General features: G+C 69.0%; 26 protein-coding genes. 8 read left to right on the plus strand and 18 right to left on the minus strand.

Annotation, left to right across the window (positions count from 1 at the left end; translation table 11 throughout):
- Window positions 1-19 precede the first annotated feature (19 nt).
- Both ACFY5A_RS01005 and ACFY5A_RS01010 read right to left on the minus strand, forming a co-directional pair.
- A complete protein-coding gene (locus ACFY5A_RS01005) occupies window positions 20-415 on the minus strand; it encodes a riboflavin kinase (protein WP_341941448.1) in 396 nt (131 codons plus the stop codon).
- Complete coding sequence (locus ACFY5A_RS01010) at window positions 412-924, minus strand: flavin reductase family protein (protein ID WP_341941447.1); 513 nt, start codon at window positions 922-924, stop codon at window positions 412-414. Before ACFY5A_RS01010 ends, ACFY5A_RS01005 begins: the two co-directional genes overlap by 4 nt.
- Before the next feature lie 104 nt (window positions 925-1,028).
- On the opposite strand from ACFY5A_RS01010, the gene ACFY5A_RS01015 reads away from it, so the two are divergent.
- A complete protein-coding gene (locus tag ACFY5A_RS01015) occupies window positions 1,029-1,616 on the plus strand; it encodes a PadR family transcriptional regulator (RefSeq protein WP_341941446.1) in 588 nt (195 codons plus the stop codon).
- 29 nt (window positions 1,617-1,645) lie between these two features.
- Here the strand turns inward: ACFY5A_RS01015 and ACFY5A_RS01020 are convergent, their stop codons facing one another.
- The 6 genes from ACFY5A_RS01020 to ACFY5A_RS01045 form a co-directional block, all read right to left on the minus strand.
- A complete protein-coding gene (locus ACFY5A_RS01020) occupies window positions 1,646-2,530 on the minus strand; it encodes a ribokinase (protein ID WP_341941445.1) in 885 nt (294 codons plus the stop codon).
- On the minus strand, window positions 2,523-3,890 hold the full coding sequence (locus ACFY5A_RS01025) for an NtaA/DmoA family FMN-dependent monooxygenase (protein WP_341941444.1): 1,368 nt from the start codon (window positions 3,888-3,890) through the stop codon (window positions 2,523-2,525). The genes ACFY5A_RS01020 and ACFY5A_RS01025 overlap by 8 nt, the downstream gene beginning before the upstream one ends.
- Window positions 3,891-3,983: 93 nt before the next feature.
- Complete coding sequence (locus ACFY5A_RS01030; RefSeq protein ID WP_341941443.1) at window positions 3,984-4,832, minus strand: ABC transporter permease; 849 nt, start codon at window positions 4,830-4,832, stop codon at window positions 3,984-3,986.
- Entirely contained in the window at window positions 4,825-5,622 is a 798-nt protein-coding gene (locus tag ACFY5A_RS01035; RefSeq protein ID WP_387231272.1) for an ABC transporter ATP-binding protein, read from the minus strand. The genes ACFY5A_RS01030 and ACFY5A_RS01035 overlap by 8 nt, the downstream gene beginning before the upstream one ends.
- A complete protein-coding gene (locus ACFY5A_RS01040) occupies window positions 5,622-6,728 on the minus strand; it encodes an ABC transporter substrate-binding protein (protein ID WP_387231274.1) in 1,107 nt (368 codons plus the stop codon). Before ACFY5A_RS01040 ends, ACFY5A_RS01035 begins: the two co-directional genes overlap by 1 nt.
- 177 nt (window positions 6,729-6,905) lie before the next feature.
- Complete coding sequence (locus ACFY5A_RS01045) at window positions 6,906-8,357, minus strand: helix-turn-helix domain-containing protein (RefSeq protein WP_387231276.1); 1,452 nt, start codon at window positions 8,355-8,357, stop codon at window positions 6,906-6,908.
- A gap of 140 nt (window positions 8,358-8,497) precedes the next feature.
- Between ACFY5A_RS01045 and aceB the strand changes: the two genes are divergently transcribed.
- From aceB to ACFY5A_RS01060, 3 genes are all read left to right on the plus strand, one after another.
- Window positions 8,498-10,144 carry a malate synthase A gene (aceB, locus tag ACFY5A_RS01050; RefSeq protein ID WP_387231278.1) on the plus strand — a complete coding sequence of 549 codons (1,647 nt, stop codon included), beginning with the start codon at window positions 8,498-8,500 and terminating at the stop codon, window positions 10,142-10,144.
- A gap of 32 nt (window positions 10,145-10,176) precedes the next feature.
- Complete coding sequence (locus ACFY5A_RS01055) at window positions 10,177-11,772, plus strand: isocitrate lyase (RefSeq protein ID WP_105673621.1); 1,596 nt, start codon at window positions 10,177-10,179, stop codon at window positions 11,770-11,772.
- Window positions 11,773-11,877: 105 nt separating this feature from the next.
- Complete coding sequence (locus ACFY5A_RS01060; protein WP_387231281.1) at window positions 11,878-12,309, plus strand: hypothetical protein; 432 nt, start codon at window positions 11,878-11,880, stop codon at window positions 12,307-12,309.
- A 189-nt stretch (window positions 12,310-12,498) separates the two neighbouring features.
- On the opposite strand, the gene ACFY5A_RS01065 is transcribed toward ACFY5A_RS01060, so the two are convergent.
- Window positions 12,499-12,750 carry a hypothetical protein gene (locus tag ACFY5A_RS01065; RefSeq protein ID WP_387231283.1) on the minus strand — a complete coding sequence of 84 codons (252 nt, stop codon included), beginning with the start codon at window positions 12,748-12,750 and terminating at the stop codon, window positions 12,499-12,501.
- 238 nt (window positions 12,751-12,988) lie between these two features.
- Here ACFY5A_RS01065 and ACFY5A_RS01070 point away from each other — a divergent pair, with 238 nt between their 5' ends.
- Together ACFY5A_RS01070 and ACFY5A_RS01075 are read left to right on the plus strand one after the other, a co-directional pair.
- Window positions 12,989-13,669, plus strand: a complete 681-nt coding sequence (locus ACFY5A_RS01070) for a hypothetical protein (protein WP_387231285.1) — start codon at window positions 12,989-12,991, stop codon at window positions 13,667-13,669.
- An 11-nt stretch (window positions 13,670-13,680) separates the two neighbouring features.
- Window positions 13,681-13,956: a hypothetical protein gene (locus tag ACFY5A_RS01075; RefSeq protein WP_341941436.1), complete on the plus strand. Its 276-nt coding sequence runs from the start codon at window positions 13,681-13,683 to the stop codon at window positions 13,954-13,956.
- A 136-nt stretch (window positions 13,957-14,092) separates the two neighbouring features.
- On the opposite strand, the gene ACFY5A_RS01080 is transcribed toward ACFY5A_RS01075, so the two are convergent.
- A complete protein-coding gene (locus ACFY5A_RS01080; RefSeq protein WP_341941435.1) occupies window positions 14,093-14,602 on the minus strand; it encodes an Lrp/AsnC family transcriptional regulator in 510 nt (169 codons plus the stop codon).
- A gap of 121 nt (window positions 14,603-14,723) precedes the next feature.
- Here ACFY5A_RS01080 and ald point away from each other — a divergent pair, with 121 nt between their 5' ends.
- Window positions 14,724-15,809, plus strand: a complete 1,086-nt coding sequence (gene ald / locus ACFY5A_RS01085) for an alanine dehydrogenase (RefSeq protein WP_341941434.1) — start codon at window positions 14,724-14,726, stop codon at window positions 15,807-15,809.
- Between the two features lie 182 nt (window positions 15,810-15,991).
- Entirely contained in the window at window positions 15,992-17,191 is a 1,200-nt protein-coding gene (locus tag ACFY5A_RS01090; protein ID WP_341941433.1) for a pyridoxal phosphate-dependent aminotransferase, read from the plus strand.
- Between the two features lie 92 nt (window positions 17,192-17,283).
- Here ACFY5A_RS01090 and ACFY5A_RS01095 read toward each other — a convergent pair whose 3' ends face one another.
- From ACFY5A_RS01095 to ACFY5A_RS01130, 8 genes are all read right to left on the minus strand, one after another.
- Complete coding sequence (locus tag ACFY5A_RS01095) at window positions 17,284-17,685, minus strand: VOC family protein (protein WP_341941432.1); 402 nt, start codon at window positions 17,683-17,685, stop codon at window positions 17,284-17,286.
- A gap of 32 nt (window positions 17,686-17,717) precedes the next feature.
- The gene (locus ACFY5A_RS01100) at window positions 17,718-18,848 is read right to left on the minus strand and encodes a UDP-N-acetylmuramate dehydrogenase (protein WP_387231288.1); all 1,131 of its coding nucleotides are present in this window, start codon (window positions 18,846-18,848) and stop codon (window positions 17,718-17,720) included.
- Window positions 18,848-19,246: a MaoC/PaaZ C-terminal domain-containing protein gene (locus ACFY5A_RS01105; RefSeq protein WP_387231290.1), complete on the minus strand. Its 399-nt coding sequence runs from the start codon at window positions 19,244-19,246 to the stop codon at window positions 18,848-18,850. Before ACFY5A_RS01105 ends, ACFY5A_RS01100 begins: the two co-directional genes overlap by 1 nt.
- Window positions 19,246-19,701, minus strand: a complete 456-nt coding sequence (locus tag ACFY5A_RS01110) for a MaoC family dehydratase N-terminal domain-containing protein (protein ID WP_105673653.1) — start codon at window positions 19,699-19,701, stop codon at window positions 19,246-19,248. Before ACFY5A_RS01110 ends, ACFY5A_RS01105 begins: the two co-directional genes overlap by 1 nt.
- 26 nt (window positions 19,702-19,727) lie before the next feature.
- On the minus strand, window positions 19,728-20,525 hold the full coding sequence (locus ACFY5A_RS01115; protein WP_341941429.1) for a sulfite exporter TauE/SafE family protein: 798 nt from the start codon (window positions 20,523-20,525) through the stop codon (window positions 19,728-19,730).
- A 116-nt stretch (window positions 20,526-20,641) separates the two neighbouring features.
- Entirely contained in the window at window positions 20,642-22,189 is a 1,548-nt protein-coding gene (locus ACFY5A_RS01120; protein ID WP_387231293.1) for a tripartite tricarboxylate transporter permease, read from the minus strand.
- Window positions 22,189-22,752, minus strand: coding sequence for a tripartite tricarboxylate transporter TctB family protein (locus ACFY5A_RS01125; RefSeq protein ID WP_387231294.1), 564 nt, complete (start codon window positions 22,750-22,752; stop codon window positions 22,189-22,191). Before ACFY5A_RS01125 ends, ACFY5A_RS01120 begins: the two co-directional genes overlap by 1 nt.
- Window position 22,753: 1 nt before the next feature.
- Entirely contained in the window at window positions 22,754-23,782 is a 1,029-nt protein-coding gene (locus ACFY5A_RS01130; RefSeq protein ID WP_386951224.1) for a Bug family tripartite tricarboxylate transporter substrate binding protein, read from the minus strand.
- Window positions 23,783-23,802 lie beyond the last annotated feature (20 nt).

Raw genomic sequence — 23,802 nt, forward strand, 5'->3', positions numbered from 1 at the left:
CCGGGCAGGACGGATCCGCTCAGTCCTGCCCGGCGAGCACCCGCCGGCATCCGGCGATGTCGCGCTCCGACTGCGCGACGAGCTCGGCCACGTCGGCGAAGCGCAGGGTCGGCCGCAGGAAGGCGATCAGCACGACGTCGAGGCGCCGCCCGTAGAGGTCGAGGTCGACGTCGTGCACGTGCACCTCGACCCTGCGGGGCCGCTCCCCCGCGAACGTGGGGTTCGTGCCGACGCTGACCGTGGCCGGCATCCGCGGATCGGCGCCGTCGATCCCCACCCTGGCCGCGTAGATGCCGTCGTCGGGCAGGTCGGCGCCGTCGCAGGAGAGGTTCGCCGTGGGGATGCCGAGCCCCCTCCCCCTGCCGTCTCCGGGGATCACCTCGCCTGCGATCGACCGGGGGTGCGGCGGGTTCACTCCCCGATCTCGGAGGTCGCGATCGTGCGGTAGCGGCTCTGATGGAACACGAGCGGCTCGACCTCGCCGAACACGCTGATGTCGGCGATCTCGTACAGAGCGATCTCGTGGTCTCCGCCGTCGAAGGTGCTGTGCAGGCGGCAGGTCAACCAGAGCGCCGCGTCCTCGATGAGGATCGCGCCGCCGTCGGTCGCGCGCCACCCGTGCTGGCCGAAGCGGTCACCCTCGCGGGAGGAGAGCATGCGGCTCAGCGGCTCGTGGTGGGCGGCGAGGACGCTCATGCCGAGCTCGGGCACGGCCCGCAGCACCGGCCAGGTCTTCGACGTGCGCGCGGCGCTGATCGCCACGAGCGCGGGTTCCAGCGAGATCGACGTGAACGAGTTGACCGCCATGCCGACGGCACGCCCTTCCACCTCCGCCGCCAGCGCCACGACGCCGGTCGGGTAGATCGAGAAGGCCCGACGCAGGGCGATATCGCGGGGAAGGACTTCGGGCGCCGCAGTCGTCATTTCGGGTTCCTTTCATTTAGTCAACTTTGACTAGTTCAGATTGTACGTAACTTTGACCATGCAAACAAGCCGGTTCTCGACGATCGAGCCGTTAGCATGAGGGCATGTCGACCACCCGCCTCGTCGTCCTCGGCGCCGTGAAGCAGTTCCAACCCGTGCACGGCTACTTCCTCCGACGCGAGCTGATGACCTGGCACGTCGACGAGTGGGCGCACATCCAGCCCGGCTCGATCTACAACGCCCTGCGCGCCCTCGAGGTCGACGGCTACGTCGCCGAGAGCGGCACCGAGACCGAGGGCAAGCGCCCCGCTCGCACCACCTACCGCATCACCCCGGCCGGGGAGGTGGAGCTGCAGCGGATGCTGCGCGAGAACCTCTGGAACGTCGCTCCGTTCGACACCCAGGCGATCATGACGATCGCCTCGTTCATGTTCGTGCTGAGCCGCCAGGAGGTCATCGCGGGCCTCGAGCACCGCCTCATCAAGAGCGATGCCATCATCACCGCCAACGGCTTCGACGTGCAGGACACGCTCCGCTCGGAGACGACGCCGAAGTACGTCCGAGAGATCTTCGACCTCTCCACCGCCCGGCTCACCGCCGAGAAGCAGTGGCTGCTCGATCTCCTCGACCGCCTCCGGCAGGGCGAGTACGTGTTCGCCGGCGAGGAGCCCGCGGCGGCCGCAGCGGACTAGCCCACACCTCGGCGCTGAGCGCGCGGCGCTCAGCGCGTCGCGACGAGAGCGGCCAGAGCCGCCGGAGCGAGCGCGGTGGTGTTCGCGCCGCGGTGCAGCGCCACGATCGCCCCGGCAGCGGATGCCGTGAGCAGGGCCTCCTCGATGGCGACGCCGGCGGCGAGCGCCGCGGCGAGCGCTCCGCAGAACGCGTCACCGGCTCCGGTCGTGTCGACGGGGTCGATGGGGAACGCCGGGATGCGCAGCACGGGCTCCCCCGCTCTGTGCAGCTCGACCCCGTCGCCGCCGCGCGTGAGCACGATGGTCTCGGCGCCCGCCGCGTGCAGTCGATCCGCGCCGCCGAGCTCCGCGCATTCGGTCTCGTTGACGATGAGGACGTCGACGAGGGCCAGGAGCGTGAGTGCGGACTCCGCCGCCGGGGCCGCGTTCAGGAGCGTCCGCGCACCGGCGTCCCGCCCGGCCCGCAGCGCCGCGTCGACGGTCTCCGGCGGCACCTCGAGCTGGGCGAGCACCACGGCGGCCCCGGCGACGCCGGACACGGCGTCCTCGGCGGTGAGCTCCTCGTTCGCACCGGCGGCGACCACGATGCTGTTGTCGCCGTCAGGCAGGGCCAGGATGTGCGCGACGCCGGTGGGGACGGCATCCGTCCTCCGGAGGCCCGCTGCCACGCCCGCGTCCACGAGCGTCCGTCGCAGCAGGTCTCCCGCCTCGTCGGCGCCGACCGACCCGCAGAAGCGGACGTCCGCGCCGCTGCGGGCCGCGGCGACCGCCTGATTGAGGCCCTTGCCTCCGGAGAAGCGGCCGGCCGCTCGTCCGAGCAGCGTCTCGCCGACGAGCGGGGGGCGCGCCACCTCGACCACGAGGTCGAGGTTCGCGCTCCCCACCACGGCGACGCCGGAGAGGCTCTCAGACACGCGAGAGGGCCCCCCGGTACGACGACCCGGTGTGCGACTCCGCCAGAGCAGGACTCGACGTGCCCATCAGCCGCTCGCGCAGCGACTGCGGCTCACTGGAGGGCTCCGCGATCGCGCCGCGCTCCTTGAGGATCGGCAGCACGTGCTCGATGAAGTCCGCGGTGGAGGCGGGCGGGATCACCGGCGAGAAGAGGAAGCCGTCGAGATCGGCCCCCTCGGCGAGCTCGATCATGCGGTCGGCGATCTGCTCGGGCGTGCCCACGATCGGCCGCGCTCCGACGCCGTGCGCGTGCCAGTCGCCCAGCACGTCTCCGACGGTCTTGTCGGCGAAGCGCGCGACCTGGGTCTGCGACAGCTCGGTGCTCAGCTCCGCCATCGGCGTCTCCGGCGCGTACGACGACAGGTCGAGGCCCGTGAACCACGCGTAGGAGGCGACCGTGACCTCGGGGTTCTGCGCGTCGGCGACCTCTGCGTAGGTGCGCCGCGCCTCCTCCTCGGTGCTTCCGACGACGGCGGCGAAGGCCGACATGATCTTCACCTCGTGCGCCGCGCGGCCGTTCTTCACGGCCTCCTCGCGGATCGCGACGGAGTGGGCGCGGAGCTGCTCGACGCTGCCGGCGCCGACGAAGATCGCCTCGCCGTGCTTGCCGCCGAACTCGCGACCGGCGGGCGATGCCCCGGCCTGGAACAGCACGGGGGTGCCCTGCGGCGAGCGCGAGGTGTTGCCGTAGCCGTGCGAGCGGAAGTACGGGCCGTCGTGCGCGATGCGGTGCACCTTCGACGGATCGGCGAAGCGGCCGGACTTGTCGCGTTCCAGCGCGCCCTCATCCCACGCCTGCTCCCACAGCTTGTAGACGACCTGCATGAAGTCGTCCGCCATGAGGTAGCGCTCGTCGTGCCCGACCATCGGCACGCCGAACCCCTGCACGGCCGTGTCGGCGGTGCCGGTGGTCACCACGTTCCAGCCGATGCGCCCGCCGGACAGGATGTCGAGCGTCGCCATCCTGCGCGCGAACGAGTACGGCGGCTCGAGCAGCGTCGAACCGGTGGCGACGAGCCCGAGCCGGGTGGTCTCGGGGATCAGCGCCCCGAGGATGATCGCGGGATCCAGGCGGGGCAGGTCGAGTCCCTCCACCGAGCAGATGTCGGGGCGCTCCCCTGCGACGTCAGCCCACCCCCACGCATCGGCGAGGAAGAGGAAGTCGAAGCCGGCGTCCTCCGCCATGCGCGCGGTGTCGCGCCAGTAGTCGAGCGTGTCGAAGAGATAGCGCCCGTTGGCGGGGTGACGCCAGGTCGCGGTTCCGGAGTCGTTCGCCTGGGCGTTCTCGAAGAGGCCGAGGCGCAGCTGCTTGACGGTCATGTGCGTGCCTTCCTTGTGGGTGATGAGGGTCTCCGGGCATGCCGGAGGAACCCGGGAGCGGAGCATCCGCCCCCGGATCGGAGTTCGCGGGCGTCAGCCCTTCGCGGTGACCTCGCCGTCGCTCCACCACAGGACGCGCTTGCGCACGACCGCGAGGAGCACGATCAGGAGGACGCCGAGGAGGCAGAGCAGGGCGATGCTGGCCCAGGTCACCGGCAGGTTGGCCTGCGCGGCCGACGTCGTGACGAGCGAGCCGAGACCGGCCTGCTGACCGGCGGCGACGAACTCCGCGACCGCGGCGCCGACGACGGCGAGCGGGAGCGCGATGCGGAGCCCCGCGAACACGTACGGCATGCTCCCCGGGAGGCGCAGCTCGCGGAAGATCTCCCACCGCGAGGCGTGCAGCGTCGTGAACACGTCGAGCGCGCGCTGGTCGACGTCGCGGAGACCGGCGAGCGAGTTCACCAGCATCGGGAAGAACACCACGAGCCCGGTGACGATGAACTTCGGCACCATGCCGAAGCCGAACGCCACCACCAGGGCGGGGGCGATGGCGACGATCGGGGTCACCATCACGATGATCACGAGCGGCATCACCGCCTTCTCGATGATCTGGAACTCCGCCATCACCACGGCCAGCAGGAATCCGGCGAGGATGCCGGCGGATGCGCCGACCACGACCTCCAGCAGTGTGACGAGGAAGTTCGACCAGTACATGCCCGCGTCCCCGGCGAGGCTGGCGCCGATGTCCTGCAGCGCGGGGAGGACGTAGGGGTTCGACCAGGCGACGAGCTGCCACAGCGTGGCCGCGATCGCGAAGGTGATGAGGGTGGGCAGCCACGCTCCCCACCGCAGCCAGGAGGGGATGCCGCGGCGCGGCGTCTCCCGCAGGCGGGCGGTGGCGAGGGTCGCCGTGGTGTCGCGGATCGTCATCTCAGACATGGGCCTTCTCCGTCTGCGCGCGCAGCGCACCGCGCACGATGCCTTCCAGTTCGCGGAACTCGTCCGTCGCGTACGCCTCCTCGGTGCGGGGGCGCGGCAGGTTCACGTCGATCACCTGCGCGATGCGGCCGGGGTGGGCGGCCATCACCACGATGCGGTCCGAGAGCATGATCGCCTCCGGCACCGAGTGGGTCACGAACATGACGGCCTTGCGGTTCGACTGCCAGAACTCCAGCAGGGCGATCCGCTGCAGGTCGCGGTTCATCTCGTCGAGGGCCGAGAACGGCTCGTCCATCAGCATGATGGCCGGGTCGAACACGAAGGCCCTGGCGATGGCGGCGCGCTGCTGCATGCCTCCGGAGAGCTGACCGGGGTACTTCGACATCGCCTTTCCGAGACCGAACGTCGACAGCAGCTCCTCGGGGTCGCGCAGCGCGCGCCCTCCGTTGGCGCCGCGGTTGATCCGCAGCGGCAGCTCGACGTTCTCGCGCACGGTCTTCCACGGCAGCAGGGCGGGAGACTGCGGCACCAGCCCGATCTTCTTGTCGCGGGATGCCGCGCTCACGCTCTCCCCGTCGATCGTGACGGTTCCGGAGTCCGCGTCGATGAGCCCGGCGACCACCTTGAGGAGCGTCGACTTGCCGCATCCGCTCGGTCCGATCACGGAGACGAACTCGCCCATGCCGATGGTGAGGCTGACGTCGTCGAGCACGGTCACCCGCGCCCCGTCCACTCCGAAGGTCTTGGTGACGCCGGCGACCTCGACGCCCGCCCCCTGCGAGGCGGCCATCACTTCGCCGGCCAGATCAGCTCGTCGCCGTCGTAGAGGTCGGCCACCAGGTCGACGTCCATCATGTCGGCGATCTTCGGCAGGTCCTTGACGTCTCCGTACTTCTCGACGAGCGCGTACTCGGGCTTCCACATGGCCTCGGTCTGCACGCCGGGGTGACCGCCGGTGCTGGTGCGGACCCACTCCGACTCCACGGCCCAGGTGCGGGCGAGCTGGTCGCGCGGGAACGCGGCGCCCTGGTTGTTGTCCTCGGCGAGCTTCGCGAGGGTGTCGATGCACGCGTCCGACTCGTCGAGGCAGTACTGCAGGGCCTTGAGGCTGGCGCGCATGAAGTCGGCGGCGACCTCGCGGTGCTCGGAGAGGAAGCGCGAGTTGACCTCCATCACGTTGTACGTGCCCTCGACGCCCTCGTCGGCGGGGAGGAACTCGCTGAACGGGAGGTCCTGAGCCTTGAGCGACTCCGGCTGGTTGGAGGCGTAGCCGACGATCGCGTCGACCTGCTCCCGCACGACGACGGTGGGGTCGTAGTTGGTCATCTTGACCATCTCGACCTTCGAGACGTCGACGCCGGCGTTGTCGAGCATGGCGGAGGCGATCGGGGTGAGGTTGATGAAGTAGCCCAGCGACCCGCCCTCCAGATCCTTCAGGCTCGTGAGCTTCTCGTTGCCGAAGATCGAGAAGGGAGAGGTGGTTCCGTAGGTGGCCACCGCCGTGAGGTTCTTGCTGTTGGCGGCGGCGAGCATGACGTCGGATGCCGAGCCGAGCGCGGTGAACTGCGCCTGCCCCGATGCCACGAGCTGCTGCCCGTTCGCTCCGGAGGCGTTGATCTCGACGTCGAGGCAGAGGTCGTCGAAGTAGCCGAGCTCCTTCGCGAGGAACACGTCGAGCTGACCGGCGCTGGCCGAGTAGCCGTAGCCGGAGATGTAGGTGATGGTGCCGGCATCCTGATTCCGCTGGCAGCTGTCGGCATCGACAGCTGCGTCTGCGGGGGCGGTTCCGCTGCCGGGGCTCTGTGCGGAGCATGCTCCGAGGGTGAGCGTGGCAGCGAGAACGCACGTCAGGGTGGCAGCGATGCGGATTCGGGTTTCCGCGGGGGAAGTAGCCATGAGGGTCCCTTCTCGGCCGTTCGTCGTTGATGGCTCGTCGAAAGTAACATAGTCAAGATTGACTAAGCAAGATCAAACTAAACTTTGACGAAGCGATGACGCCTCCCGTCGCGAAAGATCCCGGTATCAGACGTCGATACCGGGATCTTTCGAGACGGGAGGGATACCGGGAGCGGATCAGCGCGGAGCGTGCGCCTCCAGGAACTCGTACACGTCGGTCGTGTCGACCCCGGGGAACGCACCCGTGGGCAGCGTCGCGAGCAGGGTGCGCGGGGTCTTGACGTTCGGCCAGGCGTTCTCGCGCCAGCGCTCCTCGAGCTCGGCGGGAGCGCGACGGCAGCACACCTCGACCGAGTGCTTCGAGACGCCGCGGTGCGGGGTGTCCCGCCCGACGAACCACTTGGTGTCGTCGAAGCGCACGCCGACGCTCACGGAGTGCAGCCCCTCGCTCGACGCCTCGACGCGGGCGGTGCACCAGTACGTCCCGTTGCCGGTGTCGGTGTACTGGTAGTACGGGTTGAACCGGTCGTCCTCGTCGAACACCACGCGGCTGGTCCACTTCCGGCAGCACATCTGCCCCTCGATCGCGCCGAACCGGTCGGTCGGGAAGTTCACGTCGTCGTTCTCGTAGGCCTTGGTGATGGTGCCCGACTCGTGCACCTTGAGGAAGTGCACGGGGATGTCGAGGTGCCGGGTCGCGAGGTTCGTGAAGCGGTGCGCCGCCGTCTCGTACGACACCGAGTATGCGTCGCGCAGGTCCTCGATCGAGATCGCCTTGCGCGACTTCGCCTCCGTCAGCATCGGCACGACGTGCCCCTCCGGCATGAGCAGGGCGCCGGTGAGGTAGTTCGTCTCCACGCGCTGGCGGAGGAACTCCGCGTAGCTGCGCGGCTCTGCGTGCCCCAGCATCCGGCTCGACAGCGCCTGCAGCACGGCCGTGCGGGCATCGCCCTTCGCCTGCGCGCGGCTCGAGAGGTACAGCCTGCCGTTAGCGAGGTCGGCGACGCTGCGCGTGGTCTGCGGGAGGTCGGGGGCGTAGTGCAGGGTGAAGCCGAGGTAGGCGGCGATCTCGGATGCCGTGCGCTGAGTGAGCGGACCGCCGGAGTGGCCGACGGCGGTGAGGATCTCAGACGCCTTGGCCTCGAGGTCGGCGAAGTGGTTGTCCTGCCGTCGCATGAGGTGACGCAGCTCGACGTTCGCACGCCTCGCCTCCTCGGGCGTCGCCGCCCTCTCGTCCTTGAGGCGGTCGATCTCGCCGTGCAGAGCCAGCAGCGCCCTGAGGGCGTCCGTCGGCATGCTCTTGGCGATGCGGAAGGGCTCGATGCCCAGCGCCTGGAACGTCTGCCCCTTCATCGCGCGCTCCAGCGCGATCTCGATCGCACTGCGCTCGTCGAGCGGCTCCCCCTCCAGCAGCGCGTCGATCGTGACGCCCAGGGCACGCGCGATCGCCTGCAGCTGCGTGAGCTTGGGTTCGCGCTTGCCGGTCTCGACCATCGACATCTGGCTCGGCGCGCGATCGACCGCCGCGGCGAGGTCGTCGAGGGTCATCCCGCGCGAGGTGCGGAGCTGGCGGATGCGGCGGCCGATCGTGAGGGCGTCGGCGTCTTCTTCGACGGCTGAGGTGGTCATGCCGGCGATTCTGTCACAGAAACAGAATTTCCGTCGATCTTCACTCTGGATTTGGTCGATTCGGGTCGTGAACTTCACGCAGAGTGGTCTCAAGCCAGACGGCATCGCAGCCGGATCGTTCGAAGAAAGGACTTCTGATCATGAGCACTCCCACCGTCACCGCGCCGATCCAGACGGCGCAGCAGGGTCCGGCGATCACGGTCGCAGGTCCCATCCGCGATCGCTACGACGAGATCCTCACGCCGGATGCGCTCGCCTTCCTCACCGAGCTGCACCACCGCTTCGGCGGGCGTCGCCACGACCGGCTCGCCGACCGGATGCGCCGCCGCTTCGAGATCGGCAACGGCCACGACCCGCGGTTCCGCGAGGAGACCGCGCACATCCGCGAGGACGCCGACTGGCGCGTCGCCGGCCCCGGACCCGGCCTCGAGGACCGCCGCGTCGAGATCACCGGACCCACCGACCCGAAGATGACCATCAACGCCCTGAACTCGGGCGCCCGGGTCTGGCTGGCCGACCAGGAGGACGCCACCAGCCCCACCTGGAAGAACGTCGTCGAGGGCCAGCTGTCCCTGCGCGACGCGATCCGCGGCGAGCTCTCCTTCACCTCCCCCGAGGGCAAGGAGTACCGCGTGACCGCCGAGCGGACGCCCACGATCGTGATGCGCCCTCGGGGCTGGCACCTCACCGAGAAGCACATCGAGTTCACCGACCGCGCAGGTCGGCGGATGTCGGCATCCGGCTCGTTGGTCGACTTCGGCCTCTACTTCGTGCACAACGCGCTGGCTCTGATCGAGTCGGGCCGCGGCCCGTACTTCTACATCGCCAAGCTCGAGTCGAGCGAGGAGGCGAAGCTGTGGGACGACATCTTCAGCTTCAGCGAGGAGTACATCGGGATCCCGCACGGCACGATCCGCGCGACCGTGCTCATCGAGACGCTGCCCGCGGCGTTCGAGATGGACGAGATCCTGTACGAGCTGCGCGACCACTGCGCCGGCCTCAACGCCGGTCGCTGGGACTACATCTTCTCGATCATCAAGAACTACCGCGGCCGCGGCGCCCGGTTCGTGCTCCCCGACCGCAGCGAGGTCACCATGACGGTGCCCTTCATGCGGGCCTACACCGAACTGCTCGTGCAGACGTGCCACAAGCGCGGCGCATACGCGATCGGCGGCATGAGCGCCTTCATCCCCAACCGTCGCGACCCCGAGGTCACCGCACGGGCGATCGAGAAGGTGTCGGCCGACAAGAAGCGCGAGGCCGCGGACGGCTTCGACGGCACCTGGGTGGCGCACCCCGACCTGATCGCCACCGCGCAGGCCGAGTTCGACGCCGTGCTCGGCGACCGGCCGAACCAGGTCGACCGTCTCCGCGAGGACGTGTCGGTCTCGGCATCCGACCTGCTCGACCTGCACATCGGGCGCCCGATCACGGCGCAGGGCGTGCGCGACAACGTCTCGGTGGCCATCCGCTACCTCGAGGCCTGGCTCCGCGGGCAGGGCGCCGTCGCCATCGACAACCTGATGGAGGACGCGGCGACCGCCGAGATCAGCCGCTCCCAGGTGTGGCAGTGGATCCACCAGGACCGCACCACCGAAGACGGCACCGCGATCACCGCGGAGTACGTCGAGAGCCTGATCCGGGAGATCCTCGCCCAGGCCACGCGGTCGGCGGGAGACCGCTTCGACGACGCCGCCGACGTCTTCCGGGAGGTCGCGCTGCACGAGGAGTTCCCCACCTTCCTCACCCTGGGCGCCTACTCGCGCTACCTCATCGAGAACAACTGACCCGCTCATCACACCACCACGAAGGACTTGACATGACTCAGTACCAGGACGACATCGACGCCATCCGGGCGCTGAAGGAGGAGCACGGCTCCCCCTGGAACGCCATCGACCCGGAGTCCGCCGCACGGATGCGCGCGCAGAACAGGTTCCGCACCGGGCTCGAGATCGCGCAGTACACCGCCGACATCATGCGCCGCGACATGGACGAGTACGACGCGGACTCCTCGGTGTACACGCAGTCGCTCGGCGTGTGGCACGGGTTCATCGGGCAGCAGAAGCTCATCTCGATCAAGAAGCACCTGAAGTCGACGAACAAGCGCTACCTCTACCTCTCCGGGTGGATGGTCGCCGCGCTCCGCTCCGAGTTCGGCCCGCTGCCCGACCAGTCGATGCACGAGAAGACCGCGGTGCCCGCTCTGATCGAGGAGCTGTACACGTTCCTCCGCCAGGCCGACGCCCGCGAGCTCGACCTGCTCTTCACCCAGCTCGACGCCGCCCGTGCCGCCGGCGACGAGACCGCGGCGGAGTTCATCCAGTCGCAGATCGACGACTACGAGACCCACGTCGTCCCGATCATCGCCGACATCGATGCCGGCTTCGGCAACCCCGAGGCGACGTACCTGCTCGCGAAGAAGATGATCGAGGCGGGCGCGTGCGCCATCCAGATCGAGAACCAGGTCTCCGACGAGAAGCAGTGCGGCCACCAGGACGGCAAGGTCACCGTGCCGCACGAGGACTTCCTCGCGAAGATCAACGCGGTCCGCTACGCGTTCCTCGAGCTCGGCATCGACAACGGCATCATCGTCGCCCGCACCGACTCCCTCGGCGCGGGGCTCACCCAGAAGCTCGCCGTCTCGCAGGAGCCCGGCGACCTCGGCGATCAGTACAACTCCTTCCTCGACGTCGAGGAGATCTCCGAGGCCGATCTGGGCAACGGCGACGTGGTCATCAAGCGCGGCGACGCGCTGCTGCGCCCGAAGCGTCTCGCGAGCAACCTGTACCAGTTCCGCACCGGCACCGGCGAGGAGCGCGTCGTGCTCGACTGCATCACGTCGCTGCAGAACGGCGCCGACCTGCTGTGGATCGAGACGGAGAAGCCGCACGTCGAGCAGATCGCGGGCATGGTCGACGCGATCCGCGAGGTCATCCCGAACGCGAAGCTCGTCTACAACAACAGCCCGTCGTTCAACTGGACGCTGAGCTTCCGCCAGCAGGCGTACGACCTGCTCGCGGAGCAGGGCGGCGACGTGTCGGCGTACGATCGCGACAAGCTCATGAGCGTCGAGTACGACGACACCGAGCTCGCGCGGCTGGCCGACGAGAAGATCCGTTCGTTCCAGCGCGACGGCTCCGCCCGCGCGGGGATCTTCCACCACCTCATCACGCTCCCGACGTACCACACGGCCGCGCTGTCGACCGATGACCTCGCGAAGGGCTACTTCGGCGACGAGGGGATGCTCGCCTACGTCAAGGGCGTGCAGCGCCGCGAGATCCGCGGCGGGATCGCCACGGTCAAGCACCAGAACATGGCGGGCTCCGACCTCGGCGACAACCACAAGGAGTACTTCGCCGGGGATGCCGCGCTCAAGGCCGGCGGTCAGCACAACACGATGAACCAGTTCAACTGACGACCAGTCCGGACGACGGATCCGGATGCCCCAGGACGATGCCCCTCACCGCGATCCGGTGAGGGGCATCGCCGCGCCGGGGGCGGGCGGGCGTAGCCTGGAGCGATGAGCGACGTGTGGGCCGGCATCGCCGGCGAGTTCCTGCACCTCTACCCCCGCGGCACGCGCCTGCTCGCGGTGGCGGGAGCGGATGCCGAGCGCTCGCGAGCCGCGGCGGACGAGCTCGCCGATGCGCTGCGCGCGGCCGGACAGGATGTCGTGCGCACCCACTTCGACGAGGTGGACCCTGCGCAGCTCCGCGCGGACGTCGTCGCCCCGTTCCGCGCCGAGCGGTCTCCGCGGGTGCTGATCGTGTCGGGCCCCGGCGCTCTGCTGAGCGAGGCGGCACGCGGCATGTGGAGCTACGCGCTCTGGCAGCTCGCCGGAGACGAGCCCCCGCACACGGTGGCGGACGCCCTCGTCGAGGTGACCGATCCGCGGCATCCGTTCCGCCGCTTCGCGGACTACTGCGCGGCGCTCGCCTCCTACGGCGCCTGACGCCCGCGGGCACGTGGGGGCGTCATACCCGTCTCGGCTCCGCGTCTGCCGACGGCATCGACCGCCTCCGTCCGGCTGGGGACCGGACAGGCCCAGACTAGGCGTGAGGCGATGCGTGCGGGACGTCGTCGCGCAAAACGGCACCGCAGACTCGGAACCAGGCACGGGACGTCCGCTCTGGCACGCGATTCACGTTTCGCTGGCACCGACCGGTGACGACAGCCCCGACTGCTCGTCGCTGAGGAGCATGGCCTCGGCGAGACGCTCCTGCCGCGTGAGCGCCGCGAGGCGGAACGCCCGAGGGCTGAGCCCGATGTGGCGGACGAACTGTGCGCGCAGCGCGGCAGCGTCCGCGAAGCCCGAGCGTTGAGCGATGACGGTGAGGAGATGCTCCAGCGCGAACTCGCGCATCTCCGAGGCAGAAAGAGGCAGCAGATCCACCTCAGGCTCCCGTCAGCGTTCGAAGAGAGCAGTACAGCAGATCAGCAGATGACTGACCTCCGCTGTCCCCCGAAAAGGGGACAGACATTTTGCTCGACTCAACCGTAGTGTGAATTTGCACCAGTAATTCATGACGGACGATAAACGCAGGAAGCACCTCCACCGGTGGCCTCACGACGTCCAAAAGTTCCACCTGGCGCGAACTCCGCGCAGAATACAAGCGAAATGAGAAGGATCTTTGAAGAAGTCAATATCCCTGCTTGCACCATTCGGCATCGCACTACTCGTTGCGAGTACACTCGGAGCCGTTCCCGCATCAGCCAATGATCAGGGACCAACGAATGACGCGTCAGAACTGACCCAGGAATTCTCAGGCGTCGTAGAGGAAATGAATCTCTCCAATGGAGTAGCCTCTCAACTTCTGAGCAAGTTCGACCGTCTTTCTGTCGCAGAGAAGGCGAACCTGGTGAGTGTTCTCGAAGGAGACAACCCTGCGGCAGCCTTTGAGGTCGGCGCCCCCGTCGTCACGACCACAATTCGACCTACCACAGAAACGGCATCGAACGCAGCAAAGACGGCGACTGCAGCCGCAACGACGTACGAAGTCACGTCAAATTACAAGAACGACAATCTCCTGCTCGGAGTTGCCGTCGGCACATGGAATCTGAGATACAAGTATCAGACGGGTAGCGGCAAGGTCCTGAAGGATTATGAGTGCACCAACTGGTACTCGGGACTCAGCGGATTCTGGAACTTCAGCACTTCGTCAACTCATCGAGTGGCCGGAGGACAGGGGTACTGCACAGGAGTGTTCCGAGGTAGCCTCGTCTACCAAGGGTCCGGATTCACCATGAACAAGGAGATGGGCATGATCGTCAACGGCCCCGGCTTCGTATCTCGCTGGCTGAAGAACATCTAAGGAGCCCGTCCATGAACACTCAGCTTCAGGTTGCACCGCGGACCGAAACGCACTTCGCTCAAGCGACGTGGCTGATTCTCGGCGCCGCTTCGTGCGCGGTGCTTTCTCTCCTGTTCCCGGTGTTCCTCGTCGCGAGCGTGGTGTTGATTCCTTTCATTGTGATCGTGCTGCGTCGAAGCCGTAACGCAACGGCCCGGGTGATGCTCTGGATTGCATTGTCGATATCGATTCTGTCGGTTGTGTTCGGCACGGCGGTGACCCTGTCGCTTTTCATGGCGTCGGCATGATCACAGCACTCGGGACGGCACCCAGGATGAGATGCCTCGGTGACGTTCGCGACGAAGACGCCTGATCCCCAACGGCACCTCATCGGTGACCTGCCCGGCCACCGATGAGGTGCCGTTGTGCGCGGCAGCCGCCGCCTCAGCGGAACGAGGCGGCGACCGAGTTTCGGTGGTAGTCGAACACGATGCTCGTCCGCGTGGAGGCGACGCTGGACTGCGCGGAGAGATGCTCCAGCACGAACTCGCGCATCTCCGAGGAGTCCGCGACCGCGATGTGCAGGAGGAAGTCGTCGTCGCCGCCGAGGAAGAACAGCTGGATCACCTGGGGCAGCACGCGCACCCTCTCGGCGAACTCCACGATGCTCTCCCGCCGCCCGCTCGGGCGCAGCGTCACGCCGATGATCGCCTGGAGGCCAGCGCCCAGCATCCGCTCGTCCACGCTCGCATGGAAGCCGGTGATCACCCCCCTGTCGAGCAGGGATCGCAGTCTGGCGTGCGCCGTCGACGGGGCGACTCCCAGCTTGACGGCGAGCTCGGCGTTGGTCATGCGCCCGTCGGCCGCCAGCAGCCGGACGATCTGCGTGTCGACGGCGTCGAGGGCGGGGGCTCGCAGAGTGTTCGGCTGCGGGGCCGCGGAAGAGGTCTCCATCCGAATGATTATTCAGGATCAGGGTCTCTGTCGAATAGTCTTCAGGAAATCTTTCTGAACGCCGATGTTTCTGCGATTCTGGTGGACGCAGAAACAGCCGCCACCCGGAAGGATCCGATCGATGAAGATCGCCGTGCCCACTGAGGTCAAGAACAACGAGAGCCGCGTCGCGCTCACCCCGGCCGGCGCCGACCGCCTGGTCCGCGAGGGGCACCGCGTCATCGTGCAGTCCGGTGCGGGCCTCGGCTCGCGCATCTCCGACGAGGCGTATCGCCTCGCCGGCGCCGAGATCGTCGCGACCGCGGAGGAGGCCTGGACCCAGGCCGATCTGCTCATCAAGGTCAAGGAGCCCATCGCCCAGGAGTACGGCTTCCTGCGCCCCGACCTCACCCTGTTCACGTACCTGCACCTGGCCGCCGACCGCGCGCTCACCACGGCGCTCGTCGATGCCGGCACCACCGCGGTCGCCTACGAGACGGTGCAGCTGCCCGATCGCAGCCTGCCGCTGCTCGTGCCCATGAGCGAGATCGCCGGTCGGCTCTCCGTCACCATGGGGTCGTACTCCCTGCTGCGCTCGAACGGCGGCCGCGGCATGCTGCTCGGCGGCATCGCCGGCACGCCGCGTGCGAAGACCGTCGTGATCGGCGGCGGCGTCGCCGGTGAGCACGCCGCGGCCAACGCCCTCGGCCTCGGCTCGAAGGTCACCGTGATCGACATCTCCCTGCCGCGTCTGCGGGAACTGGAGCACCGCTACGGCGGGGCTCTGGAGACCCGGGCCTCGAACCGCTACGACATCGCGGAGGAGCTCGCCACGGCCGACCTCGTGATCGGCTCGGTGCTGATCCCCGGCGCCGCGGCACCCAAGCTCGTCACCGACGACATGGTCGCCGCCATGAAGCCCGGCTCTGTACTCGTGGACATCGCAATCGACCAGGGCGGATGCTTCGAGGGCTCGCGCCCGACGACGCACGACGACCCGACCTTCGCGGTGCACGACTCGATCTACTACTGCGTCGCGAACATGCCGGGCGCCGTGCCCGAGACCGCGACGCGCGCCCTCACCAACGCGACCCTCCCCTACGTGTCGGCGATCGCCGGCAAGGGCTGGGACCGCGCGGCATCCGACGACGCCGCCCTCGCCAAGGGGCTGAACGTCCAGGGCGGGCGCATCGTGCTCGACGCGGTCGCCCAGGCGCACGGCCTCTGACCCGAACCCCGCGCGAGGGGTCGGAGATCGCGGCATCCCTGGTCCCTGACTCGGTGTGTCGCGACCCCTCACGACGGGCTGTCCCGCGGCCTCGTGGACTTCGTGCACGGATACGGAAAGTTCCGTCATTCTTATCGACATCCGGAGGATGCCTCGGGCGGCGGGCCGAGTACGCTTTTACCGTGACCGAACGCGCACCTCTCTCTCGCAAGCTGTCCGCCATCGCCGAGTCCGCGACCCTCAAGGTCGATGCCAAGGCCAAGGCTCTGAAGGCCGAGGGCAAGCCCGTCATCTCGTATGCCGCCGGCGAACCCGACTTCGCGACGCCGCAGTTCATCGTGGATGCCGCGGCCGAGGCCCTGGCCGACCCCGCGAGCTACCGCTACACGCCGGCGGCCGGCCTTCCGGCGCTGCGCGAGGCGATCGCCGCGAAGACGCTGCGCGACTCCGGGCTCGAGGTCTCGCCGAATCAGGTCATCGTGACCAACGGCGGCAAGCAGTCGGTCTATCAGGCGTTCCAGGCCGTCGTGAACCCCGGCGACGAGGTGCTGCTGCCCGCGCCGTACTGGACCACGTACCCCGAGGCGATCCGTCTCGCCGACGGCACGCCCGTCGAGGTCTTCGCCGGCGCCGACCAGGACTACAAGGTCACGGTCGAGCAGCTCGAGGCCGCGCGCACCGAGCGCACCACCGCGCTCGTGTTCGTCTCCCCGTCGAATCCCACCGGATCCGTCTACACCGCGGAGGAGACGAAAGCGATCGGCGAATGGGCCGTCGAGCACGGCATCTGGATCATCTCCGACGAGATCTACCAGAACCTCACGTACGAGGGCGTCAAGGCCACCTCGATCGTCGAGGCCGTGCCCGAGGCCGCGAACCAGACCATCCTCGTCAACGGCGTGGCGAAGACCTACGCCATGACCGGCTGGCGCGTGGGCTGGATGGTCGGCCCCGCCGACGCCATCAAGATCGCGGGCAACCTGCAGTCGCACCTGTCGAGCAACGTGAACAACGTCGCCCAGAAGGCCGCGATCGCCGCCCTCAACGGCCCGCAGACCGAGGCCGAGAAGATGCGCGAGGCGTTCGACCGCCGCCGCCAGCTCATCGTCTCGGAGCTGTCGAAGATCGACGGCCTCATCGTGCCGAACCCCCTCGGCGCGTTCTACGTGTACCCCGACGTGCAGGGCCTCCTCGGCCGCACGTGGGGCGGCGTGACGCCGACCACCTCCCTCGAGCTCGCCGACCTCATCCTCGAGCAGGCCGAGGTCGCCGTCGTCCCCGGCGAGGCGTTCGGCCCGTCGGGCTACATCCGCATGTCGTACGCCCTGGGCGACGACCAGCTCCTCGAGGGCGTGCAGCGCCTCCAGCGCCTGTTCTCCTGAGCCGGCGGGGCCTTCCCCGGCAACACGACGCCCCTCCGGTCCACGCGGACCGGAGGGGCGTCGTCGTTCAGCGGGTCGGGATGGCGGGCCGCTCAGTCCTCGGGGTGGTATCCGATGAGCCAGCGGATGCCGTAGCGATCGACGAGCGTGCCGTCCCAGTCGCCCCACGGGCGCTTCTGCAGCGCATCGATGACGCGTCCGCCGGCGGCGAGCTCGTCGTACCAGCGCGTCAGCGTGACGGCATCCGCGGTGCCGAGCAGCGACAGGAACATGCCGCCCATCTGCACCGCGTCGTCATCGGCCCCCGCGTCGGCTCCGGCCAGGTCGACGAGACCGGAGAGCTGACCGTGAGCGACGGCGTCGGGCGGGCCGTCGTGGCGCCCCGCCGTCGCGTAGTCGAACATCTGCAGCTCGCCGCCGAACACCGCCTGATAGTGGCCCAGCGCCTCCGCCGCGTTGCCGGGGAACAGGAGGTAGGGAATCAGTCCGCTCATCCCGCGAGTTTACGTCGACGCACCGACGCTCGTCAGAGCTCGACGCCGACGAGCACCGGCTCGGGCTGCAGCACGAGACCGAACTCGGAGTGCACGCGGCTCTGGATGAAGCGCGCGAGCTCCGAGACCTCGGCGGCGGTCGCCCCACCGCGGTTGGTGAGGGCGAGGGCATGCTTGGTCGACACGGACGCCCGCGACCGCGGCAGCTTGAATCCCTTGCGGATGCCGGCCTGCTCGATCAGCCACGCGGCGCTCACCTTGACCTCCGCGCGCTCCGGCTTCGACGGCGGGACCAGCCCGTCGTAGGAGGCCAGCGGGATCACGGTCACGGCGTCGAGGTCGGGCGAGACGGGCCAGCGAGGGCACTCCGGCGGGAGCGCTCGGGCGACGCTCTCCGGCACGATCGCGTTCTGGAAGAAGGAGCCGACTCCGTGCGTGTCGGGGTCGTCCTCGTCGAGCAGCATGCCCTTCGAGGCGCGGGTCGCGAGGATGCGCTCGCGCACCCAGCGCAGCGGCACCGGCTCGTCGCCCTCGAGCGCGAGCGCCCGACGCAGCTGCTCGCCCCGCACGACGCGCTCCCCCGCCACGAGCAGGTCGACCGTGATGGAGAGGATGACCGCCCTGCGGTGGGGTTCGCTGCCGTAGTGGTGCTTGAACACCGAGGTGCGGAATCCGAGGCCGAGCTCGGAGGCCGGGACCGTGACGATCTCGTCGGCGTGCTCGTCGAGCAGCTCGACCTCGACCAGCGTCTCCTGCACCTCCTGGCCGTACGCCCCGATGTTCTGCACGGGGGCGGCGCCGACGGTGCCGGGGATGCCGCTCATGGCCTCCAGCCCCGCGTAGCCGTGCTCGACCGCGTAGGCGACGAGGTCGTCCCACGCATGACCGGCCTGGGCGCGGAGGCGGATGCGCCCGGCGTGCGGCGACGGGAGCTCCTCGATGCCCTGCGTGAGGATGCGGATGACCGTGCCCTCGAACGGAGCGTCTCCGACGAAGAGGTTCGACCCGCCTCCGAGGACGAACCAGTCGTCTCCTCGGGACCACACGTCGCGGAGCGCCTCGACGAGTTCGTCGGCTGTCGACGCCTCCAGCATCCGCTCCGGGGCGGCGCCCGTGCGCAGCGTGGTGAGGGCGGACAGGCGGATCGGCTCGACCTCGCGCATCAGATCGCGACGCGCAGCTGCGCCTTGACCAGCACGGTCGTCTCGCCGAACGTGACCTTCAGGTCGATGCGCGCGGCCTCGTCGTCGACAGCGCCGACCGTGGCCAGCACGTGCACATCGGCGCCGTCCTGCGGGTCGACGACGACGGGCTTCGTGAAGCGCACGCCGTAGTCGAGGATGCGCGCGGCGGGGTCGAGGGCGGCGACCACGACGGAGGAGGCCACGCCCATCGTGAGCATGCCGTGCGCGAGCACTCCGGGGAGGCCGACGGCCACGGCGACGTCGTCGCGGTAGTGGATGGGGTTGAAGTCCCCTGACGCTCCGGCGTACCGCACGAGCGACTCGCGGGTCAGGTGCACGGTGCGCTCGGCGATCACGTCTCCGACGGTGAACGACATCACTCGGCTCCTTCTTCCGACCCCACGAGCAGCATGCTGGTGGCGGTCACGACGTGGGCGCCATCGGCATCCGTGATCTCGGCCTCGCTCGTGATCATGGCGTTGCCGCCCATCATGCGGATGCCGGTCACGCGCAGCTGGCCCGTGAGCTCGTCTCCGGCCACGATCGGACGCGAGTAGGTGAAGCGCTGCTCGGCGTGGATCGTGCGCGCGAGCACGATGCCGGAGTCGGTCTGGTTCAGCAGCTGCTGCAGCGTGTGATCCTGCACGACCATCGCGAAGGTCGGCGGTGCGACGACGTCGGCGAAGCCCGCGGCGCGCGCGGCCTCGACATCGGTGTGCTGCGGAGCATCCGCGAAGACGGCGCGCGCGAACTCGCGGATCTTCTCACGGCCGACGAGGTACGGGGTGGTCGGCGGGAAGTCCCGTCCGACGAGTTCTTGGTTCACTGCCACCCTTCGATCCTACTTCTCGGGGGTGCTCAGCTCTTCTTGCGACCCCGGATCGCCTTGAGCGCCATCTGCGCCGCGATGACGACGAGGTAGGCGGCGAACAGGATGTTGGCCGTCAGCGGGTCGATCAGCGTCGCCAGCCAGGCGCCGAGCGCGGTCGTCGTGCAGGCCGAGACGCCGACCAGGCCCGCCGCGACGAGGTCGACGTTGCGGTTGCGGAGATTGCCGATCGTCCCGGAGATCGCGGTGGGGATCATCATCAGCAGCGAGGTGCCCTTGGCCACGAGGTCGCTGGTGCCGAAGGCGATCATCATCGCCGGCACCACGATCACCCCGCCGCCGACGCCGATGAGGCCGGCGATGATGCCGGTCGCGACGCCGAGGGCGACGAGCGAGACGCCGCTGAGCCAGTTCAGGTCGAAGACGGCATCCCTGGAGGGGATCACGAGGAACAGCGTCACGATCACGACGATGAGGAAGGAGACGAAGGCCCATCGCAGCGTCGTCTGCGAGATCTTGGGGAGCAGCCTGGTGCCGATCTGCGCACCGAGGACAGATCCGGCCGCGAGGATGATCGCGGGGATCCAGGCCACCGAGTCGTGCACGGCATAGGAGATCACGCCGACGGTCGCGGTCGGGATGATGGCCGCCAGGGACGTCCCCGCGGCGAGCCGCTGATTGAAGTGCAGCAGCAGCACGAGCAGGGGCACGATCACGGTGCCGCCGCCGACGCCGAAGAGGCCGGACAGGAGCCCGGCGATGAGGCCGATGCCGATGAAGGATGCGTAGGCGCGAGGCCCGCGGTTCGGGGCCAGGACGTCGTTCACCGTTCCAGCCTACTCTCGGGCCCTGCTCCGCCTGACGTCGCCCCCGCGCCGGACGGACGCCGCGCCCCTCCCGTGCATCGCGCATCGGCGAGGGAGGGACGCGGCGTCCTGGGCGGTCAGATCTCCGAATCCGCTCTGACCGGCACGGCGATCGACTCGGTGAGCGCCTGCTCATAGCGCTGCTGCCGACGGCGCAGCCACAGCCCGCCGATGATCAGCAGCGCCAGCACGCCGTACGCGATCGCCGCGAAGGGCTGCGCGACGAGCGTCGTGAGATCGCCCTGGCTCAGCTGCAGCGCCTTGCGCAGCTGCTCCTCTCCCATCGGCCCCAGGATCATGCCGACGACGAGCGGGGCGACCGGGTAGCCGAAGCGCCGCATGAAGTAGCCGAGCACGCCCACCACGAGCAGGATGAGGATGTCGACGGGCGAGTAGTGCAGCGCGTACGCCCCGAACACGGCGAACACCAGGATGCCGGCGTAGAGGTACGGCCGCGGGATCTGCAGCAGCTTCACCCACATGCCCACCAGCGGCAGGTTCAGCACGATCAGGATCACGTTGCCGATGTACAGGCTCGCGATCAGCGCCCACACAAGGCTCGACTGGCTCTGGAACAGCAGCGGACCCGGCTGGAGCCCGTAGGACTGGAAGGCGGTGAGGATGATGGCCGCGGTCGCCGTCGTCGGCAGTCCCAGCGTCAGCAGCGGCACGAGCACACCGGCCGCCGCCGCGTTGTTCGCCGACTCCGGCCCCGCGACGCCCTCGATCGCACCCCGGCCGAACTCGTTCCGGTGCCGCGAGAGCTTGCGCTCGGTCGCGTACGACAGGAAGGTCGCGACGTCCGCGCCGCCGGCGGGGATCGTGCCGATCGGGAACCCGATGGCCGTGCCGCGCAGCCACGGCTTCCACGACCGGCGCCAGTCCTCCTTGGTCATCCAGCTGCGCCATCCTCGGGCGACGGGGATGACCTCCACGCCGCCGTGCCGCAGCCGCGCCGCGATGTACAGCGTCTCCCCCACCGCGAACAGCCCGACCGCGACGAGCACGATGTCGACGCCGTCCGACAGCGGCAGCAGCCCCAGCGTGTAGCGCTGCTGTCCGGAGAGCAGATCGGTGCCGACGAGTCCGAGGAACAGACCGACGCCGAGCGACAGCATCCCGCGCGAGATCGAGCTGCCGATCAGCGCGCCGACCGTCACGAACGCGATCACGATGAGCGCGACGTAGTCGGACGGCCCGAGGTTCACGGCGAACTGCGCGAGCACCGGCGCCAGCAGGGTGAGCCCGACCGTCGCGAGCGTGCCGGCGACGAAGGACCCGAGTGCGGCCGTGGCGAGCGCGGCAGCGCCTCGTCCGAGCTTCGCCATCTTGTTGCCCTCGATCGCCGTGACGATCGAGGCCGACTCCCCCGGGGTGTTGAGCAGGATGCTCGTCGTCGACCCTCCGTACATGCCGCCGTAGTAGATGCCGGCGAAGGTGATCAGCGCGGCGGCGGGGTCGAGGGTGTACGTGAGCGGCAGCAGCAGCGCGACCGTCATGGCCGGACCGATGCCGGGCAGGACGCCGACGGCGGTGCCGATGAAGACGCCGAAGAAGGCGAAGACGAGGTACTGGGGCTGCAACGCGGTCGCGAACCCCTCCATGAGCAGGGACCAGCTGTCCATCAGAACATCCTTCCGAGCCAGCCGAGCGCAGGGCCCCACGGCAGCGAGAGCCCGAGGAGTCCGCCGAACACGATCTGTACGACGAGTGCGAGGAGGATGCCGACGAGGAACGCCATCCACCACTTCTTCGCCCCGAGAGACCACGCGACGCCGCCGAACAGGACGGCGGCGGCCGGAGCCCAGCCCAGCGGTTCGATCAGCAGCAGGTGTGCCACGATCAGGCCGGCGAGCTTCGCGAGGGTGAGCCAGTCGGTCGGGAGGCTGGTGTCGATGTCCTCGCCCTCCTCGGCGGCGCCCCTCTTGCCGCGGAGCACGCCGACGAGCACCGCGACGGCCGAGGCCAGCAGGATCGCCGACACGAAGATCGGGAAGACCCTCGGGCCCACGGTCGCGCCGAGGGGCACGTGGATGGCGAAGACGCCGGCGACGGCGAACACGCCGAGTCCGACCATGAGCACGGCGAACACCAGCTCGCCGACGGGGAGCGACGACGACCGTGCGGACGGGCTCACGCCCGCCCGCACGGCGTCCCCTCCCGTCCCCAGAGAACCGGAGGGGGTCATGTCACTGCACCAGCCCGATGTTCTTCAGCGTCGCGGTGACCTCCGTGATGTTGCCGGTGAGGAAGTCGTCGAACTCGGCGCCCGTGAGGAAGGCGTCGGCCCAGCCCCTCGTCTCCAGCTCATCCGTCCACGCCTGCGAGTCGTGCAGCTCGGTGACGATGCGCACGAGCTCGTCCCTGTCGCCGTCGGAGATGCCTCCGGGGGCGATCACGCCGCGCCAGTTCGTGAGCACCACGTCGTAGCCGGCATCCGTGATGGTCGGCACGTCGGGAAGCTGCTCGACCGGCTCCTCCGACGACACGGCGAGCGCCTTCATGGTGCCTGCGTCGATGTGCTGCAGGAACTCGCCGACACCGGAGATGCCCGCGGAGACCTTGCCGCCGAGGATCAGCGAGGTCGCCTCGCCGCCGCCGGAGTTGGGCGTGTAGTTGAGCTTCTGCGCGATCTCGGAGCCGTCGAGCCCCGCTTCTTCGAGCATGAGCCCCGCGAGGATGTGGTCCGCGCCGCCGGCCGAGCCGCCCGTGATGGTCACGGCCTGCCCGTTGTCGACGACGTCCTCCACGAGGTCCTCGAGGGTGTCGTACTTCGAGTCCGCCGGCACGACGACGACCAGCGGCTCGTCGGTGAGGCGGGCGATCGGGGTCATGTCCTCGATGCGGACGGCGGAGGCGTTGGTCTCCACTGCGCCGACCATCACGAGCCCCATGACCATCAGGGTGTTCGCGTCCTTCTCGTTCGCGAGCTGGGCGAGACCCACGGTGCCGCCCGCTCCGCCGACGTTCGTGACGGGCGCGGAGCTCACGACCTTCTCCTCCGTGAGCAGCTGCGACAGGGCGCGCCCCGTCTGATCCCACCCTCCGCCGGGGTCGGCGGGGACGACGATGTTCAGGTCGCTGATCGTCACGGCCTCGTCTGCTCCGGCGTCGTCCGATCCGGTTCCCGTCGAGCCGCCACCTCCGGCGCACGAGGTGAGGGCCAGGGTGGCTGCGGCGGCCAGGGCCGTCAGGGTGCCGATACGGGTCTTCTTCATCTTCGCTCCTCCTTGAGCGT

This window comes from Microbacterium sp. NPDC012755, from assembly GCF_042901325.1.
Taxonomy (GTDB): domain Bacteria; phylum Actinomycetota; class Actinomycetes; order Actinomycetales; family Microbacteriaceae; genus Microbacterium; species Microbacterium natoriense.